The organism is Sphingomonas alba (assembly GCF_023516555.1).
Classification (GTDB): Bacteria; Pseudomonadota; Alphaproteobacteria; order Sphingomonadales; family Sphingomonadaceae; genus Sphingomicrobium; species Sphingomicrobium album.
Genome location: NZ_JAMGBD010000002.1, coordinates 538,924 through 565,241 on the forward strand (window position 1 = coordinate 538,924; position 26,318 = coordinate 565,241).

23 protein-coding genes and 1 tRNA gene are annotated in these 26,318 nt (G+C 63.3%); 15 read left to right on the top strand and 9 right to left on the bottom strand.

Annotated features, from left to right (window positions below; genetic code table 11):
- Window positions 1-19: 19 nt before the first annotated feature.
- Complete coding sequence (locus tag LZ536_RS12475; protein WP_249849102.1) at window positions 20-2,578, bottom strand: TonB-dependent receptor; 2,559 nt, start codon at window positions 2,576-2,578, stop codon at window positions 20-22.
- Window positions 2,579-2,753: 175 nt separating this feature from the next.
- Window positions 2,754-3,476, bottom strand: a complete 723-nt coding sequence (locus LZ536_RS12480; RefSeq protein WP_249849103.1) for a hypothetical protein — start codon at window positions 3,474-3,476, stop codon at window positions 2,754-2,756.
- 175 nt (window positions 3,477-3,651) lie between these two features.
- Here LZ536_RS12480 and LZ536_RS12485 point away from each other — a divergent pair, with 175 nt between their 5' ends.
- The 4 genes from LZ536_RS12485 to LZ536_RS12500 all read left to right on the top strand — a co-directional run bounded on the left by LZ536_RS12485 (window position 3,652) and on the right by LZ536_RS12500 (window position 7,084).
- Window positions 3,652-4,137 carry a DUF2721 domain-containing protein gene (locus LZ536_RS12485; RefSeq protein ID WP_249849104.1) on the top strand — a complete coding sequence of 162 codons (486 nt, stop codon included), beginning with the start codon at window positions 3,652-3,654 and terminating at the stop codon, window positions 4,135-4,137.
- Window positions 4,138-4,200: 63 nt separating this feature from the next.
- Window positions 4,201-5,175, top strand: a complete 975-nt coding sequence (gene glpX / locus LZ536_RS12490) for a class II fructose-bisphosphatase (protein WP_249849105.1) — start codon at window positions 4,201-4,203, stop codon at window positions 5,173-5,175.
- Between the two features lie 31 nt (window positions 5,176-5,206).
- The gene (recJ, locus tag LZ536_RS12495) at window positions 5,207-6,964 is read left to right on the top strand and encodes a single-stranded-DNA-specific exonuclease RecJ (protein ID WP_249849106.1); all 1,758 of its coding nucleotides are present in this window, start codon (window positions 5,207-5,209) and stop codon (window positions 6,962-6,964) included.
- A gap of 45 nt (window positions 6,965-7,009) precedes the next feature.
- Window positions 7,010-7,084 (top strand) — tRNA-Glu (locus LZ536_RS12500).
- A 94-nt stretch (window positions 7,085-7,178) separates the two neighbouring features.
- Here LZ536_RS12500 and LZ536_RS12505 read toward each other — a convergent pair.
- Complete coding sequence (locus tag LZ536_RS12505) at window positions 7,179-8,111, bottom strand: LysR family transcriptional regulator (RefSeq protein ID WP_249849107.1); 933 nt, start codon at window positions 8,109-8,111, stop codon at window positions 7,179-7,181.
- Between the two features lie 180 nt (window positions 8,112-8,291).
- On the opposite strand from LZ536_RS12505, the gene LZ536_RS12510 reads away from it, so the two are divergent.
- Window positions 8,292-9,002 carry an SDR family NAD(P)-dependent oxidoreductase gene (locus LZ536_RS12510; RefSeq protein ID WP_249849108.1) on the top strand — a complete coding sequence of 237 codons (711 nt, stop codon included), beginning with the start codon at window positions 8,292-8,294 and terminating at the stop codon, window positions 9,000-9,002.
- Window positions 9,003-9,027: 25 nt separating this feature from the next.
- A complete protein-coding gene (locus LZ536_RS12515) occupies window positions 9,028-9,261 on the top strand; it encodes a tautomerase family protein (RefSeq protein WP_249849109.1) in 234 nt (77 codons plus the stop codon).
- Between the two features lie 44 nt (window positions 9,262-9,305).
- On the opposite strand, the gene LZ536_RS12520 is transcribed toward LZ536_RS12515, so the two are convergent.
- Window positions 9,306-10,556, bottom strand: a complete 1,251-nt coding sequence (locus LZ536_RS12520) for an MgtC/SapB family protein (RefSeq protein WP_249849110.1) — start codon at window positions 10,554-10,556, stop codon at window positions 9,306-9,308.
- A 124-nt stretch (window positions 10,557-10,680) separates the two neighbouring features.
- Between LZ536_RS12520 and LZ536_RS12525 the strand changes: the two genes are divergently transcribed.
- Entirely contained in the window at window positions 10,681-11,829 is a 1,149-nt protein-coding gene (locus LZ536_RS12525; RefSeq protein ID WP_249849111.1) for a hypothetical protein, read from the top strand.
- A 7-nt stretch (window positions 11,830-11,836) separates the two neighbouring features.
- Here the strand turns inward: LZ536_RS12525 and LZ536_RS12530 are convergent, their stop codons facing one another.
- From LZ536_RS12530 to LZ536_RS12550, 5 genes are read right to left on the bottom strand one after another with little or no spacing between them, the layout of a single operon-like run.
- Window positions 11,837-13,900, bottom strand: a complete 2,064-nt coding sequence (locus LZ536_RS12530) for an alkaline phosphatase D family protein (RefSeq protein WP_249849112.1) — start codon at window positions 13,898-13,900, stop codon at window positions 11,837-11,839.
- A 4-nt stretch (window positions 13,901-13,904) separates the two neighbouring features.
- Window positions 13,905-14,747 carry an S-formylglutathione hydrolase gene (gene fghA / locus LZ536_RS12535; protein ID WP_249849113.1) on the bottom strand — a complete coding sequence of 281 codons (843 nt, stop codon included), beginning with the start codon at window positions 14,745-14,747 and terminating at the stop codon, window positions 13,905-13,907.
- Window positions 14,747-15,118, bottom strand: a complete 372-nt coding sequence (locus tag LZ536_RS12540) for a VOC family protein (protein WP_249849114.1) — start codon at window positions 15,116-15,118, stop codon at window positions 14,747-14,749. The genes fghA and LZ536_RS12540 overlap by 1 nt, the downstream gene beginning before the upstream one ends.
- 10 nt (window positions 15,119-15,128) lie before the next feature.
- Window positions 15,129-16,241 carry an S-(hydroxymethyl)glutathione dehydrogenase/class III alcohol dehydrogenase gene (locus LZ536_RS12545; protein ID WP_249849115.1) on the bottom strand — a complete coding sequence of 371 codons (1,113 nt, stop codon included), beginning with the start codon at window positions 16,239-16,241 and terminating at the stop codon, window positions 15,129-15,131.
- The gene (locus LZ536_RS12550; RefSeq protein ID WP_249849116.1) at window positions 16,238-16,930 is read right to left on the bottom strand and encodes a type 1 glutamine amidotransferase; all 693 of its coding nucleotides are present in this window, start codon (window positions 16,928-16,930) and stop codon (window positions 16,238-16,240) included. The genes LZ536_RS12545 and LZ536_RS12550 overlap by 4 nt, the downstream gene beginning before the upstream one ends.
- Window positions 16,931-16,997: 67 nt before the next feature.
- On the opposite strand from LZ536_RS12550, the gene LZ536_RS12555 reads away from it, so the two are divergent.
- The 8 genes from LZ536_RS12555 (at window position 16,998) to LZ536_RS12590 (ending at window position 26,197) form a co-directional block, all read left to right on the top strand.
- Window positions 16,998-17,756 carry an SDR family NAD(P)-dependent oxidoreductase gene (locus LZ536_RS12555; protein WP_249849117.1) on the top strand — a complete coding sequence of 253 codons (759 nt, stop codon included), beginning with the start codon at window positions 16,998-17,000 and terminating at the stop codon, window positions 17,754-17,756.
- On the top strand, window positions 17,753-18,562 hold the full coding sequence (locus tag LZ536_RS12560; protein WP_249849118.1) for an enoyl-CoA hydratase family protein: 810 nt from the start codon (window positions 17,753-17,755) through the stop codon (window positions 18,560-18,562). Before LZ536_RS12555 ends, LZ536_RS12560 begins: the two co-directional genes overlap by 4 nt.
- Window positions 18,555-19,691 (top strand): acyl-CoA dehydrogenase family protein, encoded by a 1,137-nt coding sequence (locus LZ536_RS12565; protein WP_249849119.1) that lies wholly within the window; start codon window positions 18,555-18,557, stop codon window positions 19,689-19,691. Before LZ536_RS12560 ends, LZ536_RS12565 begins: the two co-directional genes overlap by 8 nt.
- Entirely contained in the window at window positions 19,688-20,080 is a 393-nt protein-coding gene (locus tag LZ536_RS12570; RefSeq protein WP_249849120.1) for a RidA family protein, read from the top strand. Before LZ536_RS12565 ends, LZ536_RS12570 begins: the two co-directional genes overlap by 4 nt.
- Window positions 20,077-21,657 carry an AMP-binding protein gene (locus LZ536_RS12575; RefSeq protein ID WP_249849121.1) on the top strand — a complete coding sequence of 527 codons (1,581 nt, stop codon included), beginning with the start codon at window positions 20,077-20,079 and terminating at the stop codon, window positions 21,655-21,657. The genes LZ536_RS12570 and LZ536_RS12575 overlap by 4 nt, the downstream gene beginning before the upstream one ends.
- 76 nt (window positions 21,658-21,733) lie before the next feature.
- Window positions 21,734-23,977: a methylmalonyl-CoA mutase gene (scpA, locus tag LZ536_RS12580; RefSeq protein WP_249849122.1), complete on the top strand. Its 2,244-nt coding sequence runs from the start codon at window positions 21,734-21,736 to the stop codon at window positions 23,975-23,977.
- Window positions 23,974-24,210, top strand: coding sequence for a hypothetical protein (locus LZ536_RS12585; RefSeq protein ID WP_249849123.1), 237 nt, complete (start codon window positions 23,974-23,976; stop codon window positions 24,208-24,210). The genes scpA and LZ536_RS12585 overlap by 4 nt, the downstream gene beginning before the upstream one ends.
- Window positions 24,200-26,197, top strand: coding sequence for an acetyl-CoA carboxylase biotin carboxylase subunit (locus tag LZ536_RS12590; RefSeq protein WP_249849124.1), 1,998 nt, complete (start codon window positions 24,200-24,202; stop codon window positions 26,195-26,197). The genes LZ536_RS12585 and LZ536_RS12590 overlap by 11 nt, the downstream gene beginning before the upstream one ends.
- The last annotated feature ends 121 nt before the right edge of the window (window positions 26,198-26,318 follow it).

Genomic DNA, 26,318 nt, shown 5'->3' on the forward strand with positions numbered 1-26,318 from the left:
TCCGGAGAAAGGAAAGGGATCAGAAGACTTTGCGCAGCTCAATCTCGATGGTGCGGCCGAGCGGGTCGCGATAGCCGGCCTGGTAACGCAACGGCGTGTCGCCTGTGGAATCGCGAACCTCCTGACGGTCGTTTGTCGCGTTTACGACGTTGATCGAAAGCCGCATGCTCCGCGCCCAATCCGAGTGCGGGAGGAAGCGGTGAAGATCGGCGAAGGCACGCAATCCAAGGTTGAAGACGGGCGAGAAGACAAGCCTGTCGGGCCCGCCTTCGTCGAGTGCATTCAGGGTGCTCTTGCCACGCCAGCTGGCCGTAACGCGCGCGCCAAGGCCGCCGGACGTAATCGATGCCGTAGCGTCAAGCTGATGGCGGACCCGACCTCCGCCAAGGCCGATCGCTCCGCCTTCCAACAGGTCCACCGGAGGCAACCCTGAGCGGATGACGATCTCGTCCTTGAAGACGATTGAATGCGTGGCCGTGAGGCTTAATCGGGTTGCTGGATTGCGCCGACCGGCCGATTTGGAGGAAAGGGACTCCTCTCGCGAACCCTCGTCGTCCGCCCCTTCCGCAGCCTTGGGGACACTGATACCGGCGGCAGGTCCGCCCCCGCCGAGCTTGGTGTTTAAGCTGAACCCGTAGCGGAATCGCTTCTCGCGGTGGGAATCGAAATTGACGGGACGCAAATCGACCGTCGTCAACGTGCCGTCTAGGTCGCGAACGAACCGCTCGGGAAAGGCCAGCATGACTGCGGCGCTGGCCTCCGGGATATACGACACATAATTGTGCTCTTCGGTGTCCGTATATTCCGCATTGAGCTCGAGGTTCAGGCGCTCGACAAGGCGGACGATCGCCGAAACCCGGCGAACGTCCGTCTTTTCTGGGTTAAGGTCGGGATTCCCACCCGTAATTTGCGTGACGTCGACCGTGTCGCCGGTCAACGGGTCGAAGGTGCGCACCTCCGGCGTGACAATGACCGGATTACCAAGAAGCTGAACTGAGGCCGGAAGACTGGTCTGCTCCAGATCCGCTTCCAGCCTGAGCAGGCGGCGCGGCTCCCAGCTGATCCCGAGCTCGTGATTGGTGACGTTGCCCGCATCGGAATAATGCACGCGGCTCAACTCGCCCGAGAGGTTCAGGTTACCCATTGCGGCACCGAAGCCGTCGGAACTCGTGATCGGAAGATCGATCGCAGCACGAAGCCCAGTCTCGCCGCGCCCGAAGCTTCGCTTCTGGGTGACGAGGTTGAACTCGCTTTCCGACCGCTGTTTGTTGTGAATGTACTGACCTTCAAACGTCGCCTGGGCAGGTCCGGCCGGCAGCGTGAATAGCGGCCCCGTCAATGACAGCCTGGCCTTGTCGGTCGTGGTCTTCGACTCGGCGCGATCGGTGCGGACGGGCACCAGGTCGAAGACATCGTCCGTAAACGGATCCACGGTGTCGGGCAGCGGGACCGTGCCCGTAAGACCCTGGCGCTCCGTCTTGGTGACGTCCTTGGATTGGGCGTGAGCTCCATTGAGAAAGCCGGTCCAGCTACCCCAGTGAGCATTGAAGGACACCGAGCCATCACCGCCATCATGCACGGAGCGGGTGGAAAGCGGATCCGTGCCATATTCGGCGAGCGCAACGGTGGTCGAAAAAGGCGAAGAGGCGTTCGTTGGCGCCAGTGTGAATAGTGCCGCCGGCAATCCTCGCAGCGAGCGGCGCGTCGAGTGGTTGAACCGAAGCCCGATATTAGCAGTCAGCCATGGCGCAAGCCGCGTCGCGAACGTGCCGTTGAGGTCGTAGTTGCGCGTATCGGGGCGGAGTGTGCGGAAGTGGCCGAGGTCGGTGACTGTCGCGTCGTTCGCATTCGGCACGAAATCCAAGAGGCTGGGATTGGCGACATCCGGGATTGGTGCCACGGTGACGACTTCACCGGCGGCCGCGCTCAGGAGCGGATCGATTTCTCCCGAGGTGTCTGGAAAGCCGATGACGTTGCCGCCGATTGCGTAGGGATGGATCGGATCGGGCTGGATGATGTCGCGATCGCTTTCCAGCAGGTCGGATTCGTCCCTGGCCTTCAATGTAAGGTTCGCGCGTGTAGAGCCGCGAACGTAGGTGAGGGTTCCCTCGGCCCGACCCGCGGTCCAGTCGCCGTCCGTGGCGAACTTTGGCGCGATAAGTACTGTTGCCGAGCGCACCTGCTTTTGGAGATTGAGGTTAACCACCCGTTGGCCGGGCGCGCCGCCAACGCGCACCGCGGAACCGCGCGGCAGGATCTGGACGTTCTTCAGTGCTTCGACCGGAAGTCCGCCGATATCGCTAATGTCGTCGACGCGCTCGCCATTGACCATGATCAACGGTTGCTCGTCCTCGCCGAGTTCAGACAGGACGTCGCCGAGAAGCTCGTCAACCGTGCTCTGCCCGTAGCTTTCTATACCCTGCTGATCGAGCTCGCGCTCAGGCGGAATCTGGGCAAGCATGCGGTCCCCGACGACCGTAATTTCTTCGACGTCCGTACCTGACTGAGTGTCGGCGACATCGGCCGCGATCCCACGCGATGGGATAAAGGCGCCAGTCAGCAGCAGGACGGCCGCCAAGGACCGCCGGCACTTAACCGGCCGATCAACCAACTGCGCTAACCCGCGAAAGCCCACGTTACCCCCCGCAAAGCACGTCTTGATTACCGCGATACCACGGTCCTTGGACCACCGTAAAAAACCCTGCCCAGCAGCCCGGCCAGGCAGGGTTTGTAAGACTCATCCGAAGATGAAGTTAAATTGTGGGCGCGTTGCCGCTTGGAACGGTCCCGCCTGCGGCGAGGCTGGCCGCCGGACAATTGGCGGCGTTGAAGCCGTTCTTGCCGGTCCAGGTGCCGGGCTTGCCCTTTGTCACATTATTAGGACTGATGCAGATCAACGCACGCACCGTCTGCCCTTCGATTATGAAGTCATCGTCGGTGATGACTTCCTGGGGGTCGCCGGCGATCGTCTGCTCTTCGACCGTTGAATTGCCCGTCGACTGGAGGCCTGGCGGCTCGACCAAGTTCTGATCGTTCGGGCCGACGAATTTCCAGACGTGGCAATCAAAGCCAATGGTCCGTTGCTGCGTAATCTCTGTCTCGAACATCTGTCCCGTCTGCGGGAAGGTTTCGGTCGCCGTCGCTAGCGCCCAAACGTTCGGGCTTCCACCGTTACGGAAATAGCTGCCGCCGATAATGACGTTCGAGAAGGTCGGCGTGCCGACCCCGTAAGGATCGCCGATGGGATCCGTGGTCTGCGTGTCCGTGGTGACCCAGCCGCCTTCGACCACATTGAGCGGCTCGGTCTGGAAATCGCTGTTCGGGTTATTCGGCTGCAATTGCGCGTCACAGATTTCCTGCGGCGTCATGCCCGTCGTGTCGATGGTTGGCGGGGTAGCCAACGCAGGCGCCATCAGCACAGGATTAAAACTACCAACGACAATCGCCGTGGCGGCAAGAATTGCCCGCTTACTCATATCAATACCCCTCACAGTCCAAGATTCGCTTCGAGTCGCAGGACCCGCAGCTAAGTCTTTGTTAACTCTAAGTGGAGACTTATTGCAATTAACTTGTATTTAACAGCTCGATATATGTGCTGTTCCAGTCTGGCACGATGTTTGCGCCCGAAGCAGCTTGCGGCCATTAGGGCGCATGGCCCCAGGTGGACTCCTGCCCCATTCGCCCGCGCTCACTTACCTGGCGCAGATCATCCAATTGGCCGTGGCCCCGGTGTTCCTGCTGGCCGGGCTTGGCGCCTTCCTCAACGTCTGCACGGGCCGTCTGGCGCGCATCGTCGACCGGGCGCGGACGATGGAACCGGACCTGCTCGCATCCCGCGGCAAGGAGCATGACCGGCTGATTGCGGAGATGCATATCCTCGATCGGCGCATCGGCATCGTAAACGCCGCAATCTTCGCGACCGTCCTCGCGGCCCTCATCATCTCCGCGGTTGTCGTTCTCCTCTTCGCCGGCTTCCTCAGCGGCTACCGGTTCGGCACGCTGATCGCGTTGCTGTTCATCGCCGCCATGATTTCGACCGCGACCGGCTTTGGAATCTTCCTGTTCGAAACCCGCATGGCGACGCGGACGATGCGGGTTCGCACCTATGTCCTCGAACACCAGGCGGACGAGGACTAGCCCGCTCGACAAGCCCGCCGCCCCTGCCTATCGCGGCGCTAACCATCAGGGAGCGCCGACATCATGATTTCCGCCAGCCATATCCTCGATCGAGTCCTGGTCCTGGAAATGGTGCGGGTCACCGAGGCCGCGGCTATCGCCGCCTCGAAATGGATTGGGCGCGGCGACAACGATGCAGCCGATGCCGCCGCCGTCGAGGCCATGCGCACGGCGTTCAACGACCTTCCCTTCGACGGCACGGTCGTCATCGGCGAGGGCGAGCGCGACGAAGCCCCGATGCTCTTCATCGGTGAGAAGGTCGGGCTTGGCGGCGAGGGCGCGCCGAAGATCGACATCGCCCTCGACCCGCTCGAAGGCACGACGATCACCGCCACCGCCGGCCCCAATGCGCTCGCCGTCCTCGCGATCGCCGAGGAAGGGTGCCTGCTCAATGCGCCCGATGTGTACATGGAGAAGCTCGCCATCGGCCCCGGCTATCCGGAAGGCACGATCGACCTGAACCGGTCGCCCGCCGACAATGTCCGGTCGCTCGCCAAGGCAAAAGGCTGCGACCCCCGCGAAATCCGTGCCTGCGTCCTCGATCGGCCGCGGCATCAGGCAATCATCGACGATCTTCGCGGCCTTGGCTGCGCCATTCAGCTGATCCCGGACGGGGATGTCGCGGGCGTCATTGCAGTCACCAATCCGGACACCGGAATCGACGTCTACATGGGCACGGGTGGGGCGCCGGAAGGTGTGCTGGCGGCAGCGGCCTTGCGTTGCGTCGGCGGCCAGATGCAGGGACGCCTGCTCTTCCGCAACGACGATGAAAAGGCCCGCGCCGCGCGATGGGGCGTCACCGATCTCGACCGCATCTACGAGCTGGAGGACATGGCACGCGGCGACTGCATCTTCGCGGCGACCGGCGTGACCGATGGTTCGCTGCTGGAGGGCGTGCACGTCCACAAGGGCGGCTGCATCTCTACGGAAAGCGTCGTCATGCGTGCCTCGTCCGGTACGATCCGCCGTGTGCGCACGGAACATCGAAAAGGCGCTTGAACCGCCCCTTCGCAAGACTCATAAACGACTGATGGGGCGGGAAGATTTTGCCTGCGGCGTGTCCGCGTCACTGCTTGGCCAGCCGTGGCGCTGGCGGCGCAATGGCGGCGATGACCTGTCGCTGTCGCTGACCGACCAGTTGTTGCTGGCGCGCGGCGTCGAGCAGTCCGACCTGGCCCGCCATCGCCAGCCAACGATCCGAGACTTCCTGCCCGACCCGTCGGTGTTCAAGGACATGGACAAGGCGGCGGAACGCCTTGCGGACGCAGTGGAAAAGCAGGAAGCGGTCACGATCTTCGGCGACTATGACGTCGATGGCGCAACCAGCTCGGCGCTGCTTGTCCTGCTCCTTCGGCGTCTTGGCCTTGAAGCGGGCACCTATATCCCCGACCGGCTGATGGAGGGTTATGGCCCCTCCGGAGATGCCTTGGTCCGGCTCAAGCAATCGGGTGCCGACCTGGTCGTCACGGTCGATTGCGGGGCGCAGGCCTTCGCCGCCTTGGAGGCTGCGGCTGACGCCAGCCTCGATGTCATCATCTGCGATCATCACCAATGTGCCGCCGAACTGCCCAAGGCCTATGCGGTCATCAATCCGAACCGGCTGGATGAGAGCGACGATGGTGCAGCCCACGGCCATCTCGCCGCAGTTGGCATGGCCTTCCTGCTTGGCGTCGCTCTGGTACGGGAACTCCGCAAGCGCGGACGCTTCACGCAATCCGCGGAACCATCGATTATTGACCTTCTGGACCTGGTCGCGCTCGGCACCGTTGCTGACGTTGCTCGCCTGAAGACGCTTAACCGCGCATTCGTCACCCAGGGACTGAAGGTCATGTCCGGAGGCAAGAACCTCGGCCTCGCATCGCTTGCAGAAGCCGCTCGACTGGTGAAGGCACCAAGCTGCCGCGACCTTGGCTTCGCGCTCGGCCCACGGATCAATGCCGGTGGTCGTGTCGGCAAGTCAGATCTTGGCGTTCGGCTCCTGACTTCGACCGATCCAGAGGAAGCTCGGACCATCGCCGTCGAATTAGACCGGCTGAACGAGGAACGCCGGGCAATCGAGATGCTGGTGACCGAAGCCGCGGAGCAGCAATCCGCCGAGCACGCCGCCGATCCGGTCGTCATCGTCTCCGGCAAGGGCTGGCATCCCGGTGTTATCGGCATCGTCGCCGGGCGACTGAAGGAAAAACTGCATCGCCCGACTATTGTTATCGCCGAAGACGAGGACGGCACAGGCAAGGGCTCGGGCCGGTCGATCAGCGGCGTCGACCTCGGCGCGGCAGTCCTCGCGGCGAAAGACAACGGGCTGCTCATCGCCGGCGGAGGTCACGCCATGGCCGCTGGGCTCACCGTCGCGCCGAGCGGAGTCGAGGCGTTGCGTGCCTTCCTTTGCGAACGGCTGGCGCGTGATATCGAACAGGCGGTCGGCGCCCGCGCGCTGCTGCTCGATGCGGCCCTTGCACCCGGAGGCGTGGTGGGCGGCCTGTGCGACGAGCTGGACAGTGGCGGCCCCTATGGTGCGGGCTGGCCGAATCCCAAGATCGCTGCCGGTCCGGCCCGGCTGATGCGCGTTGGGATCGTCGGCAACGGCCATGTCCGCGGCATTGCTTGCGGCCCCGATGGCAAGAGCTTCAAATGGATTGCCTTCCGTTCTGCGGAGACGCCCCTTGGCGAGGCGCTGCTGGCATCGCCCGCGGACAAGACATGGTGGCTGGCAGGATCGATCAAACGCGACGAGTGGAACGGCGGCAATGCCGCGGAAATGCACCTGGACGACGCCGCACCGGCTTGACCGGGCGCGGAGCCTCCCTTAAGCGCGCGGCCTGCCTTCAGGCATGGCCCCTTCGTCTAGCGGTTAGGACGCGGCCCTTTCACGGCTGAAACACGGGTTCGATTCCCGTAGGGGTCACCAGCTAATTCCTTGTGATCAAACACATCCTTGGCCGAACACTGCGGGAGCGGGACGAACTGTCCCCTTAACTTCCCTAATATGCGCAGTGATTTCGTTAGCGGAGCTCTCGAGACTGGACCGCAAGTCGAGCGAAAATTGCTTTCAGCTGCGGCGTCGCCAAATCCAGAAACGCCCTGACCTTTGGCACCGACGCTCTGCCGGTCGGTGTCAGCAGGTGAACAGGTAACGGCGGAAATTCCGCATCGGCCAGCACGACCTGCAGGCGGCGAGCACGGACGGCGTCGGCGACATGATAAGAATAGAGGCGGGTTAGCCCTTTGCCCTTAGCCGCGGACGTGACGGCCGCTCTTACTGAATTGACAGTCAGCCGCGGGTTGAATCGAACGGCTCGCGGTACTGACGAACCGGGTGCAGGCGGAAACGTCCAGCTATCCAAGCCAAAGTTGGTGAATGCTATAATCTTGTGAGCGCTGAGGTCGACCGGCTCGAAAATCTGCGGGTGGCTGGCGAGATATTCAGGCGAAGCGACGACCACACGACGGACGTCGCTGCCCACCCGCGTCGCAATCAAGGATGAGTCCGGCAAGTCTCCTACCCGCAGCGCAATGTCGACGCCTTCGTCGACAAGGTTCACCTGCCTATCGAGGAGCAGCAGGCGCGCTGACACCATTGGGAAGGCGTCGAGGAATCGGTCCAGCACCGGGCGCAGGATATCCTCTCCGCTTACGGGCGGGGCCGTTAGGGTCAGTACACCTCTCGGAGCCGATTTCTCGCCCAGCGCCAGCAAGTCCGCTTCATCAATTTCGGTCAGGATCCGGCGGCACGCCGCCGCGTATCTTTCGCCCGCTTCGCTTAACCGGATTGTTCGCGTAGTCCGATGGAGCAATTCGACCCCGACCTGGTTTTCCAGGGACGCAATGGCGCGACTTACGGCCGCCGGCGACCGTTTCAACAGACGGCCGGCAGCTGCCAAACTGCCCTGATCAAGTGCTGCAATAAACACCTTCATTGCTTCGATGCGATCCATGGCGGGCTTCCTCGAGACGCCTCTAATCGACGCAAGATAATGCAGACCGGGCGCTTATTCATCCGATTTACGGAAGAGTGCCTGCCGGCTGCCGGTTATTCTCTCGCGGTGCGACGCCAATTAAATGGTCGCAATCGGCGCAATTGGGCGCCCCAAGAGCAAGTCTAGAGGGAAATGGCTATGGGTGAAGTGCGCAAAGTTGCCGTTATCACCGGCGCTTCACAGGGCATCGGTGCCGGCCTGGTCGATGCCTTCCTAAAGGGGGGCTATCGGGTCGTTGCAACGTCACGCTCGATCAAGCCGTCAACAATTCCTGATGTATTGACCGTCGCTGGCGACATTGGCGATCCCGCGACAGGTGCTCGTGTGATCGAGGAAGCGATCAAGAAGTTTGGTCGCGTCGATACATTGGTCAACAATGCCGGGATCTTCGTTGCCAGTCCGTTTACCAGCTATACCGCGGGCCAGTATGACGCCGTGGTTGCAACGAACCTCAACGGATTCTTCAACATCACGCAGCCAGCAGTTGCGGCGATGGATAAGCAAGGTTCCGGCCATGTGGTCAGCATCACAACGACACTGGTCGAACACCCGACGTCCCAGGTCCCGTCCGTCCTCGCGTCGTTGACCAAGGGCGGTATCGGCGCGGCCACGAAGAGCCTCGCCGTGGAATATGCAAGTCGCGGAATTCGGGCCAATGCGGTTTCCCCGGGCATCATCAAAACGCCAATGCACGCCCAGGAAACGCACGAATTCCTCGCCGGTCTCCATCCGATGAAGCGGATGGGAGAGATTAGCGAGATTGTCGACGCTGTCCTGTACCTTGAGTCTGCGCACTTCGTGACGGGCGAGATCCTGCATGTCGATGGCGGCCAGATCGCCGGTCACTGAGGGTTAAACCCAAAGGAGGCAATCCATGCCAATGGTTACAGTTCAGGTTACCCGGGAAGGGTCAGTCCCAGGCGCCGATCGGGTTACGGCCGAGCAGAAGGCGGAGATCTACCAAGGCATCGCCCAACTGCTGCTCGACGTCCTTCGGAAGCCCCTCGATCGAACTTGGGTGATCTTCGAGGAAGTGGAGCTGGAAAACTGGTCACAGGCGGGCCTGCCACTTCCCGAATATCGCAAGCGCCAGTCGGTGGCGGACTAACATCCGATGCTAGAGCGGTCACCACGTGGGTGACGGCGTGCTCCTCACAACCTCAACCCGCCGATGACCAGGCTTGCAGCCAGCGTCACCATGCTTGCCAGCAAGGCAAGTGCCGCCGACAAGCTCTTTTTGCGGGCATAGGCTAGGGTGATGCCGAGCTTTACCGCCATGTTGGCTAGGATCGTACCGCCTAGGGCCAGGGCGGCCAGTTGCGGCGCAATGGCATCCGGCGGCAAGTTGCCGGCGGTGACGATCGCGGCGTCGACATCGAGGCTGCCCATGAACAGCAAAAGCCACGCGATGCCCTGCTCGCCGAAGCGACCCTGTGCCCAGCGCGCGGCTACGGCAGCCACTGCCAGGAAGAGGACGAAGCCCAGCGCGGGAAGCAGCGCGATCGGATTCCCCGGTGCGGCCGGTGCATCGCATTTCGGCGCGTTGCGGTAGAGCCACCAGCCAGCCAGCCAACTGACGATTAGCGGCGGTGCGACCACGATTAGGAACGGAATGGTTAGACGCGTCGCAAGTAAGCCTACCAACACCAGAACTCGCAGGTACATTACGGCCGTCGCCAGCGCGATGCCGGCGTCCTCGGCGCCGGGCGAATTGTCCTGGCCAAGTCGTTGGGCGAGCGACTGCGTGACGGCGGTCGAGCTGTAAGCGCCGCCAATCAACGCCGTCGCGATCGTCCCGTGACGCTCGCCGAAGATGCGGTTGGCCACATAGCCAGCGAAGGAGAAGCCGGTGACCAGGATGACCACCCACCAGAGCTTCGACGCATTCCACGCATCGAAGGGGCCGAAGGGCTGGTCGGGCAGGAAGGGCAAGACCGCCAACGCAATGACCGAGAAACGGGCGAGCGCTTTCACATCCTCTTCGTCCAGCTTATCCAGAAAGCTGTGAATCTCCGCCTTCAACGCCAGAACGGAGATCGTGATTGCCGCTGCTGCAATCGCCAGCCCGGCGCTCCCGGACCCGGCAAGGAAACCGATAGCCAGGGTCAACAAGGCAGCAACGGCGGTGGTTGAATCGCGCTGCGCCTTTAGCTCGCGGCCAAAGCCGTAAGTCATCAGGCCCACTCCGCCGGCGATGAGCGCCCCCGCAGCAAGGGAATAGCCGCGCGCTCCGATCAGCCCTGCGATGCCCGCTCCGAGGCCCAACAAGGTGAAGGTCCGCACCCCCGCGATCCGCGACCCCGGCTTTTCTCGGCGTTGTTTCCAGCCGCGCTCGATGCCGACCAGCAGCCCGACCGCCAGCGCTCCACCAACTGAATATGCTTCAGCCTGCCAGTTCATCATCGCGAACAGATAGCGGCCAAATCGCCCCGATAGGAAGGGCGCGCGAAATCCGCGTCGTAACTTCAACCACGGGAAAGGCGAACTAAGGCCTGTCGCGCATGCATTCCCGTGGCCGAGGTCTATCATGAGACAATGGGCCCAGATCGCCCTTCCGATTTCTTTGTTGTGGATTTCTAGCCAGGCGTCAGCGCATGCGGTGTTTCATGATGCGCCATTCGATGAGGCGCATTGGACATTCGCCGGAGCGGACGTTCACCCGACGGAGGCGCTTGGCCAGAAGGCGCTCCGACTGCAGGACGGCGTCGCCACGCTCAAAATTCCCGACCTTGCGAGCGGAATTGTCGAATTCGACATTCTCTTCGCCTCTGAGGCGCCAATGTACAGCGGTCTGAGGTTCCACGGGCGCGACAGGGGTCAATACGAGTATTTCTACCTCCGCGCCGACCGCAGCGGCATGGCCGATTCCACCGAGTACACACCGGTGTTCAATGGCGACCAGGGCTGGCAAATCTATGCAGGGCCAGAGTTTTCGAGTGAGGAAGGTTTCAAGCGAGGCGGCTGGAACCATGTGCAGGTTCGAATCTACCCGGACTCTGCCGACGTCTTCATGAACGGCCACCTGTCTCTGCGCATTCCTGAGCTTAAGACTGGGCAGGCTGCGGGCTATGTCTCCTTTGCATCCTCCTTTGGACCGCGGTTTCCCTTCAACCAGACTTTCTATGCCAACGTCCGCTACAGCCTGGATCCGATAAGCCGCCCGGCGGACATGCCCGTGCCGTCGCTTTATGCGCCCGCCGGCCTGGTGCGCCGCTGGCGCGTTTCTCATTCCATGCCTCAGGCCGATGCCCTGGCGATCGCTGCGGGGAAGGCGGCACCCGCCACCAAATGGGCTGATCTCAAGGTGGAAACCAACGGCATCGCCAACCTCGCCCGGGTCGCCGCCAAATCTGGGGATAGCAACGCGGTGGTAGCGCAATTCGAAATCACGGCAGACAAGGACGGCTCCCAACTCATGCGCTTCGGCTACAGCGACACCGTCGACATGTTTGTGAACGGCCGGCAGGTCTTTCAGGGCGACGCCACCTTCATTTCACGAGACCTGCAATTCCTGGGCACCGTCGGGTTCAAGGATGCAGTCAGCATCCCCCTGCGGCGAGGGGCCAACCAGGTCGCCTTTGTCGTCAAGGAAAGCTATGGCGGCTGGGCAGCAGCGGCGGAATTTGTCGAGCCTCGTGGCCTTGCAGGCGCCGGACTGCCAGCTGCGCAAAGGTAATGGACGCTTAGATCCCCAGCCCCGGGTCGCCCTCGATCACCTCCTGCCGAAGTCGCGGCCGTTCACCCGGTGCCCACAGCTTTGCCGTGTGCGCAAGACGATAGCGAAGCGGGCCGCCATCGGCGCGATCACTGCGGGTAATCGGCCGAGGAATGCAAACGAACTCGGTGCGCATTTCGTCCTTGGTCAGCTGCACCGTCGCATAGCCGTGTCCTCCGATATCTACGAACGTGAGGTGAGGTGCGACATCTGGGTTGGATAGGGCCAAGGCCTTGGCCCGGTCGAACGACTTAGCATATTCGAAGCACGACCGGACACCGTGCCTTAGCATCATGTTGTACGTGTGCTCAGGCTTCGCTGCACCCGGCCGGTCGGCGAGGTAAAGCGGTCGGAATTTATCGTCCTTCTTGATCGTATATTCATGCGCTTCGGCGGCACCGACGCTCGTCATGGACGCGCCGGTGAAACTCAGTCCGATGGGCTGGAAATTGCCGGGCGGCAATTGGGCGGAGGCATAGCCGGCCCAAAAGCTGTGCAAATCACCGGCGACGCTGACGAAACCGGTGATCTTTGCGTCGCGGACGAGGTCGTAAATCTCGCCGCGCTCAACCCAGGCGCTGCCGAAGTCTCCGCCCTGTACATTGGCGAACCGGCCCGCTGGCCATTTCTGCTTTGTCAGTCCAGTCGGGAAATTCTCCGGATCGGCGCGCTGCTCAAAGACACATTGCGAACTGCCCCAGATCTTCCAGGTCGCGGTTGACCGCTTAAGCTGGTCCTTGAACCATGCCTTCTGCTTCCCTCCGAGGATGGTCTGGGGCGGGTTGCCCTTGGCCGGATTGGGAACCTTTGCGCCGTTGAATTCCATCTGGGCGGGCGGGTTGCCGCCGTTGAACGCGCGCCCCCCGTCGAGCACCTGAAGCAGATCGTCCGGAAACATCCCATAATCGGCCCAGTCGGCCAGCTTATCGGTTGCCGACTCCTCGAACGGGTTCGGTCCGCGAAAGGTTCGCTCGTCGGTGAGGATGAGGTCGAGGTGCCTGCCATAGCGCAGCGTGCGGTAGACGATCAGGCTGTTGATCGCGGCGATATTGTTCGGCTCGAGGCCCAAGCCGTCGTCGCCGAATTTCTCGATCTTGACGTTCTTCACCGGAACCGAGCCGAACTCGTCAAAGGTTCCGCTCGGCGCCTTCACGCGGGCCGGAATATATTCGAACCAGGCCTGGTTGGCCGCAACCTTGATCGTCTGTCCGGGCTGCTCGAACTTCGGGTTTTTCAGAATGCTCTGCCAACCCTGCCACGAGAATTCGTGATTGTCCCATGTGCACACAAAGGGCCAGCGGGCGCGCGCATCTTGCAAGTCAGGATCAGAAAGGTGGCCCTTCCAGACCGCCCGGTAGCCCTCGACCGTCGTCGGAATGTGAAAAATGGACACCTTCAGCGCGTCCGGGATCCGGGCAACCTCATAGACTTTCCGGTCGAACCGAGGCTTCCCGTCCTCCGGATATTGCACGACCTCGTAGATGAAATCGCCAAGGTGCAGGACGAAGCCGAGTTGGTCCTCCGGCCGGGCACGCTCATCCTCGAAGATCATCCGGCGGTAGCCGTTCATCTTGCCTTCGTTGGTGCCCTGACAGCTAACGAAAGCGAATTTGACGGCGCGCGGGTCGTTCTTCGTGGGCGCGGTGATGGTCCGGCCGATTCGACTGCCGTTTCCTTCGGAATCGGTGAAGCGGTACCAGTAGACATGCGCCGGTTTGAGGTTGCCGACGAGGACTCGGGTGGTCCAGTCCGACGCCGCCGAGACCGGCGCCGACGCATGGGCGACAACGCGGTGGAAGGCCTCGTCTTCAGCCACTTCGACGGTGAGCATCTGGCGGCCGCCACTCGCGTACGGCCTTCGGGTCCAAAGGATGACGCTGTTCGGATCGGGATCGCCGGACGCGACGCCTTCAGGGAACAGCTCGCGCCGCTCAATCCATTTCGCCTTGGAGGCGCGGGCCGTTCCGACCCAGGCGAGGGAGGCCCCCATGGCCGCCGCAAGTTGAATGAAGTCGCGGCGGTTGAGTGCCATGCCCCTATCCCCTCTTCAGTCTCTCCGCATGCCAGGCAATGTGATCGGCCATGAACGTCGAGATGAAATAGTAACTATGGTCGTATCCCGCATGGCGACGAAGAGTCAGCGGGATGCCAGCCGCCTTGCAGCTTTCCTCCAGCAATTCGGGCCGCAATTCCTTTTCGATGAACGGGTCGGACTTGCCGACATCCACGAGGATTTCATCGACGGACGCGCCATCGTCGATCAGAGCGACGGTATCATGTCTGCGCCAGGCGGCGCGGTCGTCGCCCAGGTAACCTGCCAGCGCCTTCTGTCCCCACGGAACCTGACTCGGCGCAACGATCGGCGCGAATGCCGAGACGCTTCGGAAGCGGTCCGGATGATTGAGCGCCACGGTCAGCGCGCCATGCCCGCCCATTGAATGGCCGGTGATCGACTGGCGGTCCATGTCGGCCGGGAACTCGGCGGCGATCAGCGTTGGAAGCTCATCGGTGACGTAGCTCCACATGCGGTAATTCGCTGCCCACGGCTCCTCCGTCGCATCGACATAGAAACCGGCGCCGAGACCGAAATCATATGTACCCTCGGCATCGTCCGGAACGCCTTCCCCTCGCGGGCTCGTATCCGGCGCGACGAAGATGACGCCATGTTCGGCACAGGCGGCGCGATATTCGCCTTTCTCGGTGACATTAGCGTGCGTGCAGGTAAGGCCCGACAAATACCAGAGAACCGGGCATGGCCAGTTCTCCACCTGCGGCGGCAGGAAGATCGAGAAAGTCATGTCGGTCGAGGTTGAGTTCGACGCATGCTTCACCACCAGCTGCCGCCCGCCGTGCGACCGGTTTTCGGAAATAATTTCCATCACTGCTGCGGCCGGTAAAGCCCGCAAAGCTTGTTGCCATCAGGATCTCGCAGATAGGCGAGGTAGAGCTTACCGAACGCATTCCCTCTATAGCCCGGCGGGTCTTCGCACGGTTTGCCGCCCGCCGCGCAGCCCGCGGCATGCCAGGCGTTCACCTCGTCTTCGCTGTCGAAGGCGAAACCGACCGTGCCGCCGTTGGCGTGCGTCGCCGCCTGGCCGTCGATCGGGTTCGACACCATGAACACCGCGCCCTTGCGGCCGTAGCTTAGCCGGCCCTTCTCGTCGCGCTTGGCTTCCTTGCCGAACAAGGCGTCATAGAACGTCTTCGAACGGTCGAGGTCGTTCGACCCGACCATGATGTGGCTGAACATATGCTCTCCCTTAGTAGGCGACGACGCTGCGGATGCTCTCGCCCGCATGCATCAAATCGAAGCCCTTGTTGATCTCGTCCAGCGTCAGGACGTGGGTGATCATCGGGTCGATGGCGATTTTCCCGTCCATGTACATGTCGACGATCTTCGGCACGTCGGTACGGCCCTTGGCCCCGCCAAACGCCGTGCCGCGCCAGTTGCGGCCGGTAACGAGCTGAAATGGCCGGGTAGCGATTTCCTTGCCCGCCTCGGCGACGCCGATGATGACGCTGGTACCCCAGCCGCGGTGGCAGCATTCAAGGGCGGTGCGCATGACTTCCGTGTTGCCAGTGGCGTCGAAGCTGTAGTCGGCGCCGCCGTCCGTGATCTCGACGATCTTCGCGATCGTATCCTCGCGGGTCATTCCTTTGGTGTTGAGGAAGTCGGTCATGCCGAATTGGCGGCCCCATTCCTCACGGTCGGGATTGATGTCGATGCCGAGGATTGTATTGGCACCCGCCAGCTTCGCGCCCTGGATGACGTTGAGGCCAATGCCTCCGAGGCCGAACACAACGACGTTATCACCCGGCTGGACCTTGGCGGTGTTCATTACCGCGCCGACGCCGGTCGTCACTCCGCAACCGATGTAGCAGCTAGTCTTGAACGGCGCGTCCTCGCGGATCTTCGCTACTGCAATCTCAGGAAGCACCGTGAAGTTGGAGAAGGTCGAGCAGCCCATATAGTGATAGATGGTCTGGCCCTTGTAGCTGAAGCGGCTGGTGCCGTCCGGCATCAGGCCCTTGCCTTGCGTGGCGCGGATGGCCGTACAGAGGTTGGATTTGCCCGACAGGCAGGTTTTACACTTGCCGCACTCGGGCGTGTACAGCGGGATCACGTGGTCGCCGGCCTTCACACTGGTGACGCCCTCGCCGACTTCCCGAACCACGCCCGCGCCCTCATGGCCGAGGATCGACGGGAAGATGCCTTCGCTGTCGAAGCCATCAAGCGTGTAAGCATCGGTATGACAGATGCCGGTCGCCATGATCTCGACCAGAACCTCACCGGCTTTCGGGCCCTCTAAGTCGAGTTCGACGATCTCGAGCGGCTTCTTGGCCTCGAAGGCGACGGCGGCGCGGGTCTTCATTCACTTTCTCCGTTGGATGTCAGGAAACGGCGGATCCAGTCCGCGATGCGGTGATTGTCGTTGGGCTGATCCAGCGAGGCGATGGCGGCCTCGGGATTGGGAACGCGGTCGTACCGCTCGGTTATGAGCGCCTTGGCGAAAGCCGGTTCGAACTCGGGATGAAACTGGAATGAAATGGCAGGCCGGTCGGTCCATGCGAGGCCAGCATAAGGCGTGAAATTGGAGGCGACGGTGATTTCCGTACGCGGCGGCTGAATGACCACCTGGTCCTGGTGCGAAGCCGGAGCGGATATTTCGGCGGCCGAATCCATCCACGGCTCGGCATGTTCGACGCTATAGCTGTGCAGCCCGGCGCCCCAGCCCTTGTCGGACTTCTCGACCTTGCCGCCCAGCGCTTCCGCCATCGCCTGATGGCCGAAGCAGATGCCCACCATCTTGCGGTTCCCGGCGGAGCGGATGAAATCGAGCAGGGCCGGAATCCACGGCAGGTCCTCGTACACCCCCGCCGGCGATCCCGTGATCAGGAGGGCATCATGGCCGCCCCCGCTCGGTAGCTGGCCGGCCGCTAAGTCGAAGCTCTCGATCTCGAATTGCGGCCCGAGCATCTGCGCGAACATTGAGGGATAATTGCCGAACCGCATGGCCAAGTCGCCGGGAGGGCGTCCGGTCTCGAGAATGGCGAGCTTCATCCGCGCCGCCTTGCCACCTCAATTGCGTTCGGCCAATGCTGAAAGTGCGCTAGGCATAGGGGGCCGGATGCAGTTTGCGGGACGCCATGCACTGATCACGGGCGGCGGCACCGGAATTGGTGCCGCGACGGCACGTGCCTTGGCTACCGGGGGCGCGAAGCTGAGCCTTCTTGGGCGACGCCGCGAACCTCTGGATGCGGTGGCCGCGGAGACCGGCGGCAGTGCCATTTCCTGCGACGTTACTGAGCGAGCCGATATTGAGCGTGCTTACGCGGAAGCGCGTGCAGCCCATGGCCCCTTCGACCTCGTGATCCTGAATGCCGGTATTGGCGACAGTGCCCCGTTTCAGCGGACCAAGCGTCAGGCATGGGACCGGATTATGGCAACGAACATGACCGCCTTATTCGACGGCACTCAGCTGGCACTGCCCGACTTGCTCGATGGGGACGACAAGCGTCTGATCATCGTCGCCTCCGTCGCCGGTTTGCGCGGAGCGGCTTACGCTGCGCCCTATGCCGCCTCGAAGCATGGCGCAATCGGGCTCGCCAAGAGCCTGGCACTGGAGTTCGCGAAGACCAATCTAACTGTGAACGCCGTCTGTCCGAGCTTCGTCGATACGCCAATGGTCGACGAAAGCGCCGAACGCATATCACGCGTTTCGAAGCGCACGGAGGAGGAAGCCCGTCAGGCGCTGGCGGCGATGAACGCCAGCGGCCGGCTGGTGACGGCCGAGGAAGTCGCCGACACCATCCTCCACCTCTGCAGGCCATCAAGCCGCTCAATCAACGGCGCTTGCATCACCATCGACGGTGGAACCACGGCATGAGATTTGACCCGACATCGTTCCAGCCTGCGCACTTCCTGTGGGATTTTGAGAACGGCGTTGCGACCATCACGCTCAATCGGCCTGAGCGCAAGAACCCGCTGACGTTCGAGAGCTATGACGAGCTTCGCGCGACCTTCTACAACCTCGACCACGACTATAGTGTGAAGGCGGTCGTGCTGCGCGGCGCGGGCGGCAATTTCTGCTCGGGAGGGGACGTCCACGAGATCATTGGCCCGCTAACCAGGATGGACCACAACGGGCTGCTCAGGTTCACGCGCATGACCGGTGACCTCGTCCGTGCGATGCGGGCCTGCCCGCAACCGATCATCGCCGCGGTCGACGGCGTCTGCGCCGGAGCGGGCGCGATCATGGCGATGGCCAGCGACCTGCGCTTGGCCGCGCCGAACGCGAAGACCGCCTTCCTCTTCACCCGGGTTGGACTGTCCGGCGCGGATATGGGCGCGTGCGCGTTCCTTCCGCGCATCATCGGCCACGGGCGCGCCGCCGAACTCCTCTTTACCGGCCGCAATATGAGCGCGGAGGAAGGTCTCGCCTGGGGTTTCTGGAATCGGCTGTCCGACAATCTCTTCGCGGACGCCCGGGCGCTGGCGGGGGACATCGCCGCCGGCCCGTCGATCGCCCATGCGATCACCAAGACCCAGCTTCATGCCGAGTGGACGATGACACTCGATCAGGTGCTGGAGGCTGAAGCGCAAGTGCAGGCGGGATGCATGCAGACCAACGACTTCCGCCGCGCCTACGAAGCCTTCGCCGCCAAGCAGCGGCCGGAGTTCAAGGGTGACTGACTGGCTCGATTGGCCCTTCCTGGAAGATCGCCACCGCGAGCTATACGCGCGCGTCTGCGATTGGTGCGACAGCAATGATGATGACAGTCATCACGACGATGTCGACGCGGCCTGCCGGGCGCTGGTTGCCTCACTGGGTCAAGCCGGCCTGCTGAGACTCAGCGTCGCCGACCGCGACAAGATTCCTGACGTCCGCAGCCTCGCCATGACCCGCGCGCTGTTGGCCAGCCGCTCCGGTCTCGCCGACTTCGCCTTCGCGATGCAGGGCTTAGGGTCGGGGGCGATCAGCCTGTTCGGCTCGCCTGAGCAAAAGGCGGAATGGTTGCCGAGGGTCGCCAGCGGCGAGACCATCGCCGCCTATGCTCTGACCGAACCGGAAACCGGCAGCGATGCCGCCAACATCGCCATGACGGCGCGCGCCGATGGCGACGAATGGGCCTTGAACGGCGAGAAAAGCTACATTTCCAACGGGACTATCGCCGATGTCCTGACCGTCTTCGCCCGCACCGGCGAGCCGGGACCGAAAGGCATTTCTGCTTTCATCGTTCGCGGCGATGACAGGGGCCTTTCAGTCGCGGAGCGGATCGAGGTCATCGCCCCCCACCCACTTGCGCGGCTGAAGTTCAATGGCGTTCGCGCCGAGTTGCTCGGTTCGGAAAGCGAAGGCTTCAAGGTCGCCATGCAGACGTTGAACCTCTTCCGCGTCACCGTCGGCGCCGCCGCGCTCGGCTTCGCCAGCCGTGCCCTCCAGGAGGCCATCGCCTTCGCCTCCACCCGCAAGCTCGGCAACGGCACGCTCGCCGACCATCCGGTGACGCAGGCGAACCTCGCTGACATGGCAACCGCCATCGACGCATCGTCGCTGCTCATCGCCCGCGCCGCCTGGCAACAGGACATGGGCAAGCAGGATAACCGCCGCGCCGCCGCCATGGCCAAGCTCCACGCGACCGAGGAGGCGCAGAAGGTCATCGACGCCGCGGTGCAGATGCACGGCGGCCTCGGCGTCACCAAGGGTGCCAAGGTCGAGGAGCTTTACCGCGAGATCCGCGCGCTGCGCATCTACGAAGGCGCGTCGGAAGTGCAGCGCCAGATCATCGCCCGCGACCTGTTGAAGGAGCATCGCCAATGAAGACTCTGCAACCGGCCGGCTGGCCGCGGCCATCGGGCTATTCCAACGGCGTCTCCGCCAAGGGGCGGATGATATTCACGGCCGGCATGATCGGCTGGGACGAGCGCGAGATGATCGTTTCGCATAAGCTGGAAGTGCAGTTCGGCCAGGCGCTCAAGAATGTTCTCGCCGTGCTGGCCGAGGACGGCGCAGGGCCGGAGCACGTCGTCCGCCTCACCGTCTACATTACCGACCGCTTCCAATACCTCTCGCGCCGCGACGACCTCGCGCCGATCTGGAAGTCGATCATGGGGGCGAACTATCCCCCCATGGCCCTGGTGGAGGTGAAAGCACTGGTCAACAGCTCGGCGCTGGTCGAGATCGAGGCGACCGCCGTCGTTCCCGAATGAGCCAATACGACAGCTTTGTCCGCGACCGATTACCGCCGGCTGACCAGCAGCCGGAGTTTCACCTGCTCGACTATCCTGAGCGGCTGAACGCAGCGGCGGAGCTGCTGAAAGGCGGCGCTCCCGATGACCTCGCCGTCGTCAATTCACACGGGCGTTGGACCTACGCCGAACTCGACTCCTTTTCCGGCCGCATTGCCCGCCTGCTGGTCGAGGAAGAGGACTTGATTCCAGGCAACCGCGTCCTGCTGCGCGGACCCAATAGTTACACGATGTTCGCTGCCTGGCTCGGCATCTTGAAGGCCGGGGGTGTGGTCGTCGCAACGATGCCGTTACTGCGACCCGGCGAGATCGCCACCGTCATCACCCGCGCCGAGATCAGCCACGCCATCGTCGACAGCCGCTTCATTGGCGATTTCCGAGAGGCGGTCGACCAGGCCCATTTCGTCAAATCGATCGTCAAATTTGACGGTGACTACGGGAACGGCGAGCTGGAGCGCCGGACCGCCGACTTCAACCCGCTTCCTCCAGTCGACACCGGTCGCGACGATCCCGCTTTGGTCGCCTTCACCAGCGGAACCACCGGCGTGCCCAAGGGCTGCATCCACTTCCACCGCGACATCCTCGCGCCCTGCGACACCTTCGCCGCAACGCATTTTCGCATGGCGCCCGGCGACGTGGTCATGACCAGCGCTCCGATCGCCTTCACCTTCGGCCTGGGCGCGACCCTGCAATTTCCGCTGCGCTTCGGCGCCGCCACCGCGACCCTCGAGCAACCGAGCCCGCCGGCCATGCTGGAAGCAATCGCCAAGTTCGGAGTCAGCCACCTCGGCACCGCCCCCACCGCCTACAAGGCAATGCTAGCGAGCCCGGCGCTCGACGGTGCGCTCAAATCGCTGAGGGCCTGCCTCTCCGCGGGCGAGCATCTTCCTGAAGCGATCTGGCACTCGTGGAAGGACCGCACTGGCATCTCCATCGTCGACGGCATCGGAGCGACCGAGATGATGCATATCTTCATCTCCGAAAGCGGTGACGCGATCCGCCCGGGCTCCACCGGCCGCGCAGTCCCCGGCTATGTAGCCACCGTCCTGGATGAGGCCGGCGAGCCCCTCGCCGAAGGCATCGGCCGCCTCGCCATCAAGGGCCCGACCGGGTGCCGTTATCTCGATGACCCGCGGCAGCGCGATTACGTCCAGCACGGCTGGAACATCACAGGCGACACCTACCGCAAGGATGCCGACGGTTATTTCTGGTATGTGGCGCGCAGCGACGACATGATCGTCAGCTCCGGCTACAATATCGGCGCGCCCGAGGTGGAGAACGCGCTCCTCGCCCATCCCACCGTTGCCGAATGCGCGGTCATCGGCGTCCCCTGCCCGGAACGCGGCCAAAAGGTGAAGGCGTTCATCGTCCTTGCCGGTTTCGCCGAGCCGAGCGACGAGCTCGCCCAGAAGCTGAAGGACTTCGTCAAGGACGAGATCGCCCCCTACAAATATCCGCGCGAGATCGAGTTCGTCGACGCCCTGCCCAAGACGGCGACCGGCAAACTGCGCCGGGTCGAGCTGCGCAACGCTTCCTGACACTGTCGCCCAATCGCAATCCCGTGACGTCCGATTGATTGGCTTTGCGCGCGCCCGGCGCTAGACCGCGCCCGACATGACGAACAAGCATACACGCGACGATTGGGAAGCTTTGGCCGACAAGGAGGCGAAGGGCGCCGATTTGTCGCGCGAAACGCCCGAAGGCATCCGCCTCAAGACCGTCTACGGCCCCGGCGGCGTCGCCCATATCGACAGCGGCTACCCCGGCCTGCCGCCCTACACGCGCGGCCCATATGCGACCATGTACGCGGGCCGGCCCTGGACCATCCGGCAGTACGCGGGTTTTTCGACCGCCGAGGAGAGCAACGCCTTCTACCGCCGCAACCTGAAGGCGGGGCAGAAGGGCCTCTCCGTCGCCTTCGACCTCGCTACCCACCGCGGCTACGACAGCGACCACCCGCGCGTTGCCGGCGACGTCGGCAAGGCGGGCGTCGCCATCGACAGCGTCGAGGACATGAAGCTGCTGTTCGACGGCATCCCGTTGGACAAAATGTCGGTCAGCATGACGATGAACGGCGCGGTGCTGCCGATCATGGCCTTCTTCATCGTCGCTGGCGAAGAACAGGGCGTCGAGCGAGTGAAGCTCACGGGCACCATCCAGAACGACATCCTGAAAGAGTTCGCGGTCCGCAACACCTACATCTACCCGCCCGAGCCGAGCATGCGCATCGTCTCGGACATCATCGCTTTTTGCGCGGCGGAGATGCCGAAGTTCAACAGCATCTCCATCTCCGGCTATCACATGCATGAGGCCGGGGCGACGGCGGTGCAGGAACTCGCCTACACGCTCGCCGACGGCATGGAATACGTTCGCTGCGCCATCGCGGACGGTTTGGACATCGACGACTTCGCGCCGCGCCTTAGCTTCTTCTTCGGCATCGGCATGAACCTGTTCATGGAGATCGCCAAGCTGCGGGCTGCGCGAACCTTATGGGCTAGGATCATGACCGATCTTGGTGCCAAATCGGAGAAATCGAAGCTGCTCCGCACCCACTGCCAGACCAGCGGTGTGTCGCTGACCGAGCAGGACCCGTACAACAATATCGTCCGCACGACGGTCGAGGCGCTGGCGGCGGTTCTGGGCGGCACTCAGTCGCTGCACACCAACAGTTTCGACGAAGCCATCGCGCTGCCGACCGACTTCTCGGCGCGCATCGCCCGCAACACGCAGCTGATCCTTGCCGAAGAGAGCGGCGTGACCGCCGTCGCCGATCCGCTCGGAGGAAGCTGGTATGTCGAGGCGCTGACCCGCGAGTTGGAGGACAAGGCCTGGGCGCTGATCGAAGAGGTCGAGCAGCATGGCGGCATGACCAAGGCGGTTGCCGAAGGCCTGCCCAAACATCGCATCGAGGAGGCCGCCGCCGAGCGCGCCGCCAAGGTCGACACCGGCGAGACGGTGATCGTCGGCGTCAATCGCTACCGGCTGGAAGACGAGCCGCACCTCGACATCCTCGAGGTCGACAATGCCAAGGTCCGCGCCGGCCAGATCGCGCGGCTGGAGAAGATGCGCAGCGGCCGCGACGAGACCAAGGCACGCGCGGCGCTGGATGCGCTGGAAGCGGGCGCAAAAGCTCCTCCCCGGAACGGGGAGGGGGACCAAGCGCAGCTTGGTGGAGGGGACCGGGCAGAACATTCCCCTCCGTCAGCCGCTTCCGCGGCTGCCACCTCCCCCCTTGGGGGAGGATCAAATCTCCTCGCCCTCGCCGTCGATTGCGCGCGAGCACGCTGCTCACTGGGCGAGATTTCGGATGCGCTGGAGCGGGCCTTTGGCCGCTACCACACCAACCCCGAGCCGGTGCGCGGGATTTACGGCAAGCGCAGCGATGCGCGCTGGTCGGAGGCCGTGGAGGGCACGCAGCGCGTGGCGGACCGCCTCGGCCGCAAGCCCCGCATCCTCGTCGCCAAGATGGGCCAGGACGGCCACGACCGCGGCGCCAACCTCGTCAGCTCGGCCTTCGGCGACCTTGGCTTCGAAGTGATCGCCGGCCCCCTCTTCCAGACCCCGCGCGAGACAGCAGCAATGGCGGTCGAAAAGGACGTCGATGTCGTCGGCGCCTCCTCACTGGCGGCGGGCCACAAGACTTTGATCCCGGAGCTGATCGCGGCGCTCAAGGAAGCGGGCCGCGCCGACATCAAGGTCGTCGCCGGCGGCGTCATCCCGCCGCAGGATTATGCGATGCTGCGCAAGGCCGGCGTGCAGGCGATCTTCGGCCCCGGCACCAACCTCGCCGACGCCGCCGACGAAGTGCTTCGCCTGCTCGGCCACAACAAGCCGCCGATGGACGAGGCGGCGGAGTGAGATATCGCCTAGGCTGCGCCGCCTTCGTTATCGCTGGCTTGGCGTGGCTTGGGTACTTTTTGTTCGAGTTTGTCGCCACTTCAATGGGTGATTGCGCCGACGACAGTGCTTGCGATTTTTACCGCGGCTATGTCGAAGGTTTCGTGGTGTGGCGCGGAATTGCAGTCGCGCTAATGCTGATCCTGGCGTTCTTGGCGTTCCGGTTTCTCTATAAGGAAGACAATGTTCAGTAAGATCCTGATCGCCAATCGCGGGGAAATCGCGTGCCGGGTCATCCGGACGGCGAAGCGCATGGGCATCAAGACGGTCGCGGTCTATTCCGACGCCGACGCGCGCGCGCCGCATGTCCGCATGGCCGACGAAAGCGTCCGTCTCGGCCCTGCGCCGGCATCTGAAAGCTACCTGAAGGCCGAGCTGATCATCGACGCCTGCAAGGCGACCGGCGCCGAGGCGGTCCACCCGGGCTATGGCTTCTTGTCCGAGCGCACCAGCTTCGCCGAGGCGCTCGAAAAGGCCGGCATCGCCTTCATCGGCCCGCCGCCCAAGGCCATCGCCGCCATGGGCGACAAGATCGAATCCAAGAAGCTGGCGCAGAAGGCCGGCGTCAACGTCGTCCCCGGCTACCTCGGCGACATCGCCACCACCGACGAGGCGGTGAAGATCGCCGGCGACATCGGCTATCCGGTGATGATGAAGGCCAGCGCCGGCGGCGGCGGCAAGGGCATGCGCCTGGCGTGGAGCGAGAAGGACGTTCGCGAGGGCTTCGACAGCGTCAAGCGCGAGGGCCTTAACAGCTTTGGCGACGACCGCGTCTTCATCGAGAAGTTCATCGAGAACCCGCGCCACATCGAAATCCAGGTGCTCGGCGACAAGCACGGCAACATCCTTTACCTCGGTGAGCGCGAATGCTCGATCCAGCGCCGCCACCAGAAGGTGGTCGAGGAAGCGCCCTCGCCCTTCGTCCATCCGGAAATGCGAAAGGCGATGGGCGAGCAGGCCGTCGCTTTGGCGCGGGCCGTCGGTTACTATTCCGCCGGCACGGTCGAGCTCATCGTCTCAGGCAAGGATCCGACCGGCAAGAGCTTCTACTTCCTGGAAATGAACACCCGGCTGCAGGTCGAGCATCCGGTGACCGAGGAAGTTACCGGCCTCGACCTCGTCGAACAGATGATCCGCGTCGCGTACGGCGAGAAGCTGAAGCTCAAACAGGAGGATGTGAAGCTCAACGGCTGGTCTGTTGAAACGCGCATCTATGCCGAGGACCCGTATCGCGGGTTCCTGCCTTCAACGGGGCGTCTCGTCCGCTATCGCCCGACCGCCGCGGAACGTGACGACAGCGGCGTAACCCGCGTCGACGATGGCGTCTTCGAGGGCGGCGAAGTCTCCATGTTCTATGACCCGATGATCGCCAAGCTGGTCACCTGGGCGCCGGATCGCGAGACCGCCATCGACCGCCAGATCGAAGCGCTGGACGCCTTCGAGATCGACGGCATCGGCCAGAACATCGACTTCCTCTCCGCGCTGATGCAGCACCCGCGCTTCCGCGAAGGAAACCTCGAAACCGACTTCATCGCCGACGAATATCCCGAAGGCTTTCACGGCGCGCCCGCCGACGAGCGGCTGACCGGCGACCTCTCCGCCATTGCGGCCCTGATCGCCGCCACCCATGACGCCCGCGCAACCGAGATCGACGGCCAACTCGGCCCGCCGGTCCAGATCGGCCTCGACCGTGTCATGAAGTTCGACGGCATCGAGCACCGCGTCCATTTCACCGATGCCGGAGTCGTCATCGACGAGGACGCGCCGGTCGGCGTGCATGCCGATTATGTCCCGGGCCAGCGGCTGATCCATGCCGAGGTCGACGGCCGCAAGCATATCGTCAAAATTGCCCGCAACGGCCGCGGCTGGAAGCTCACGACTCGCGGGGCGAGCCACAAGGTCCAGGTCATGGCGCCGCACGTCGCCGAACTGGCACGGCACATGATCGAGAAGGTGCCGCCCGACCTCTCGCGCCTGCTGATCGCGCCGATGCCGGGGTTGGTAACGCGGCTCAACGTCAAGGCCGGCGATAAGGTCGAGGCCGGCCAACCGGTCGCGGTCATGGAGGCGATGAAGATGGAAAACATCCTCCGCGCCGAAAAGGCCGCCACCGTCAAGGCGACCCCCGTCGCCGCCGGCGAGAGCGTCGCGGTCGACCAGGTTATCGTCGAGTTCGAGTAAACGCGCGCGAAGACTTACCTCAGGATCGGCGAATTGAACGTTTCGGTTCCGGAATAATACTGAGGATTCCGGGCACCACCGGCGGCATTTGTTGCGGTGCGGCACTGACCATGTTGACCGG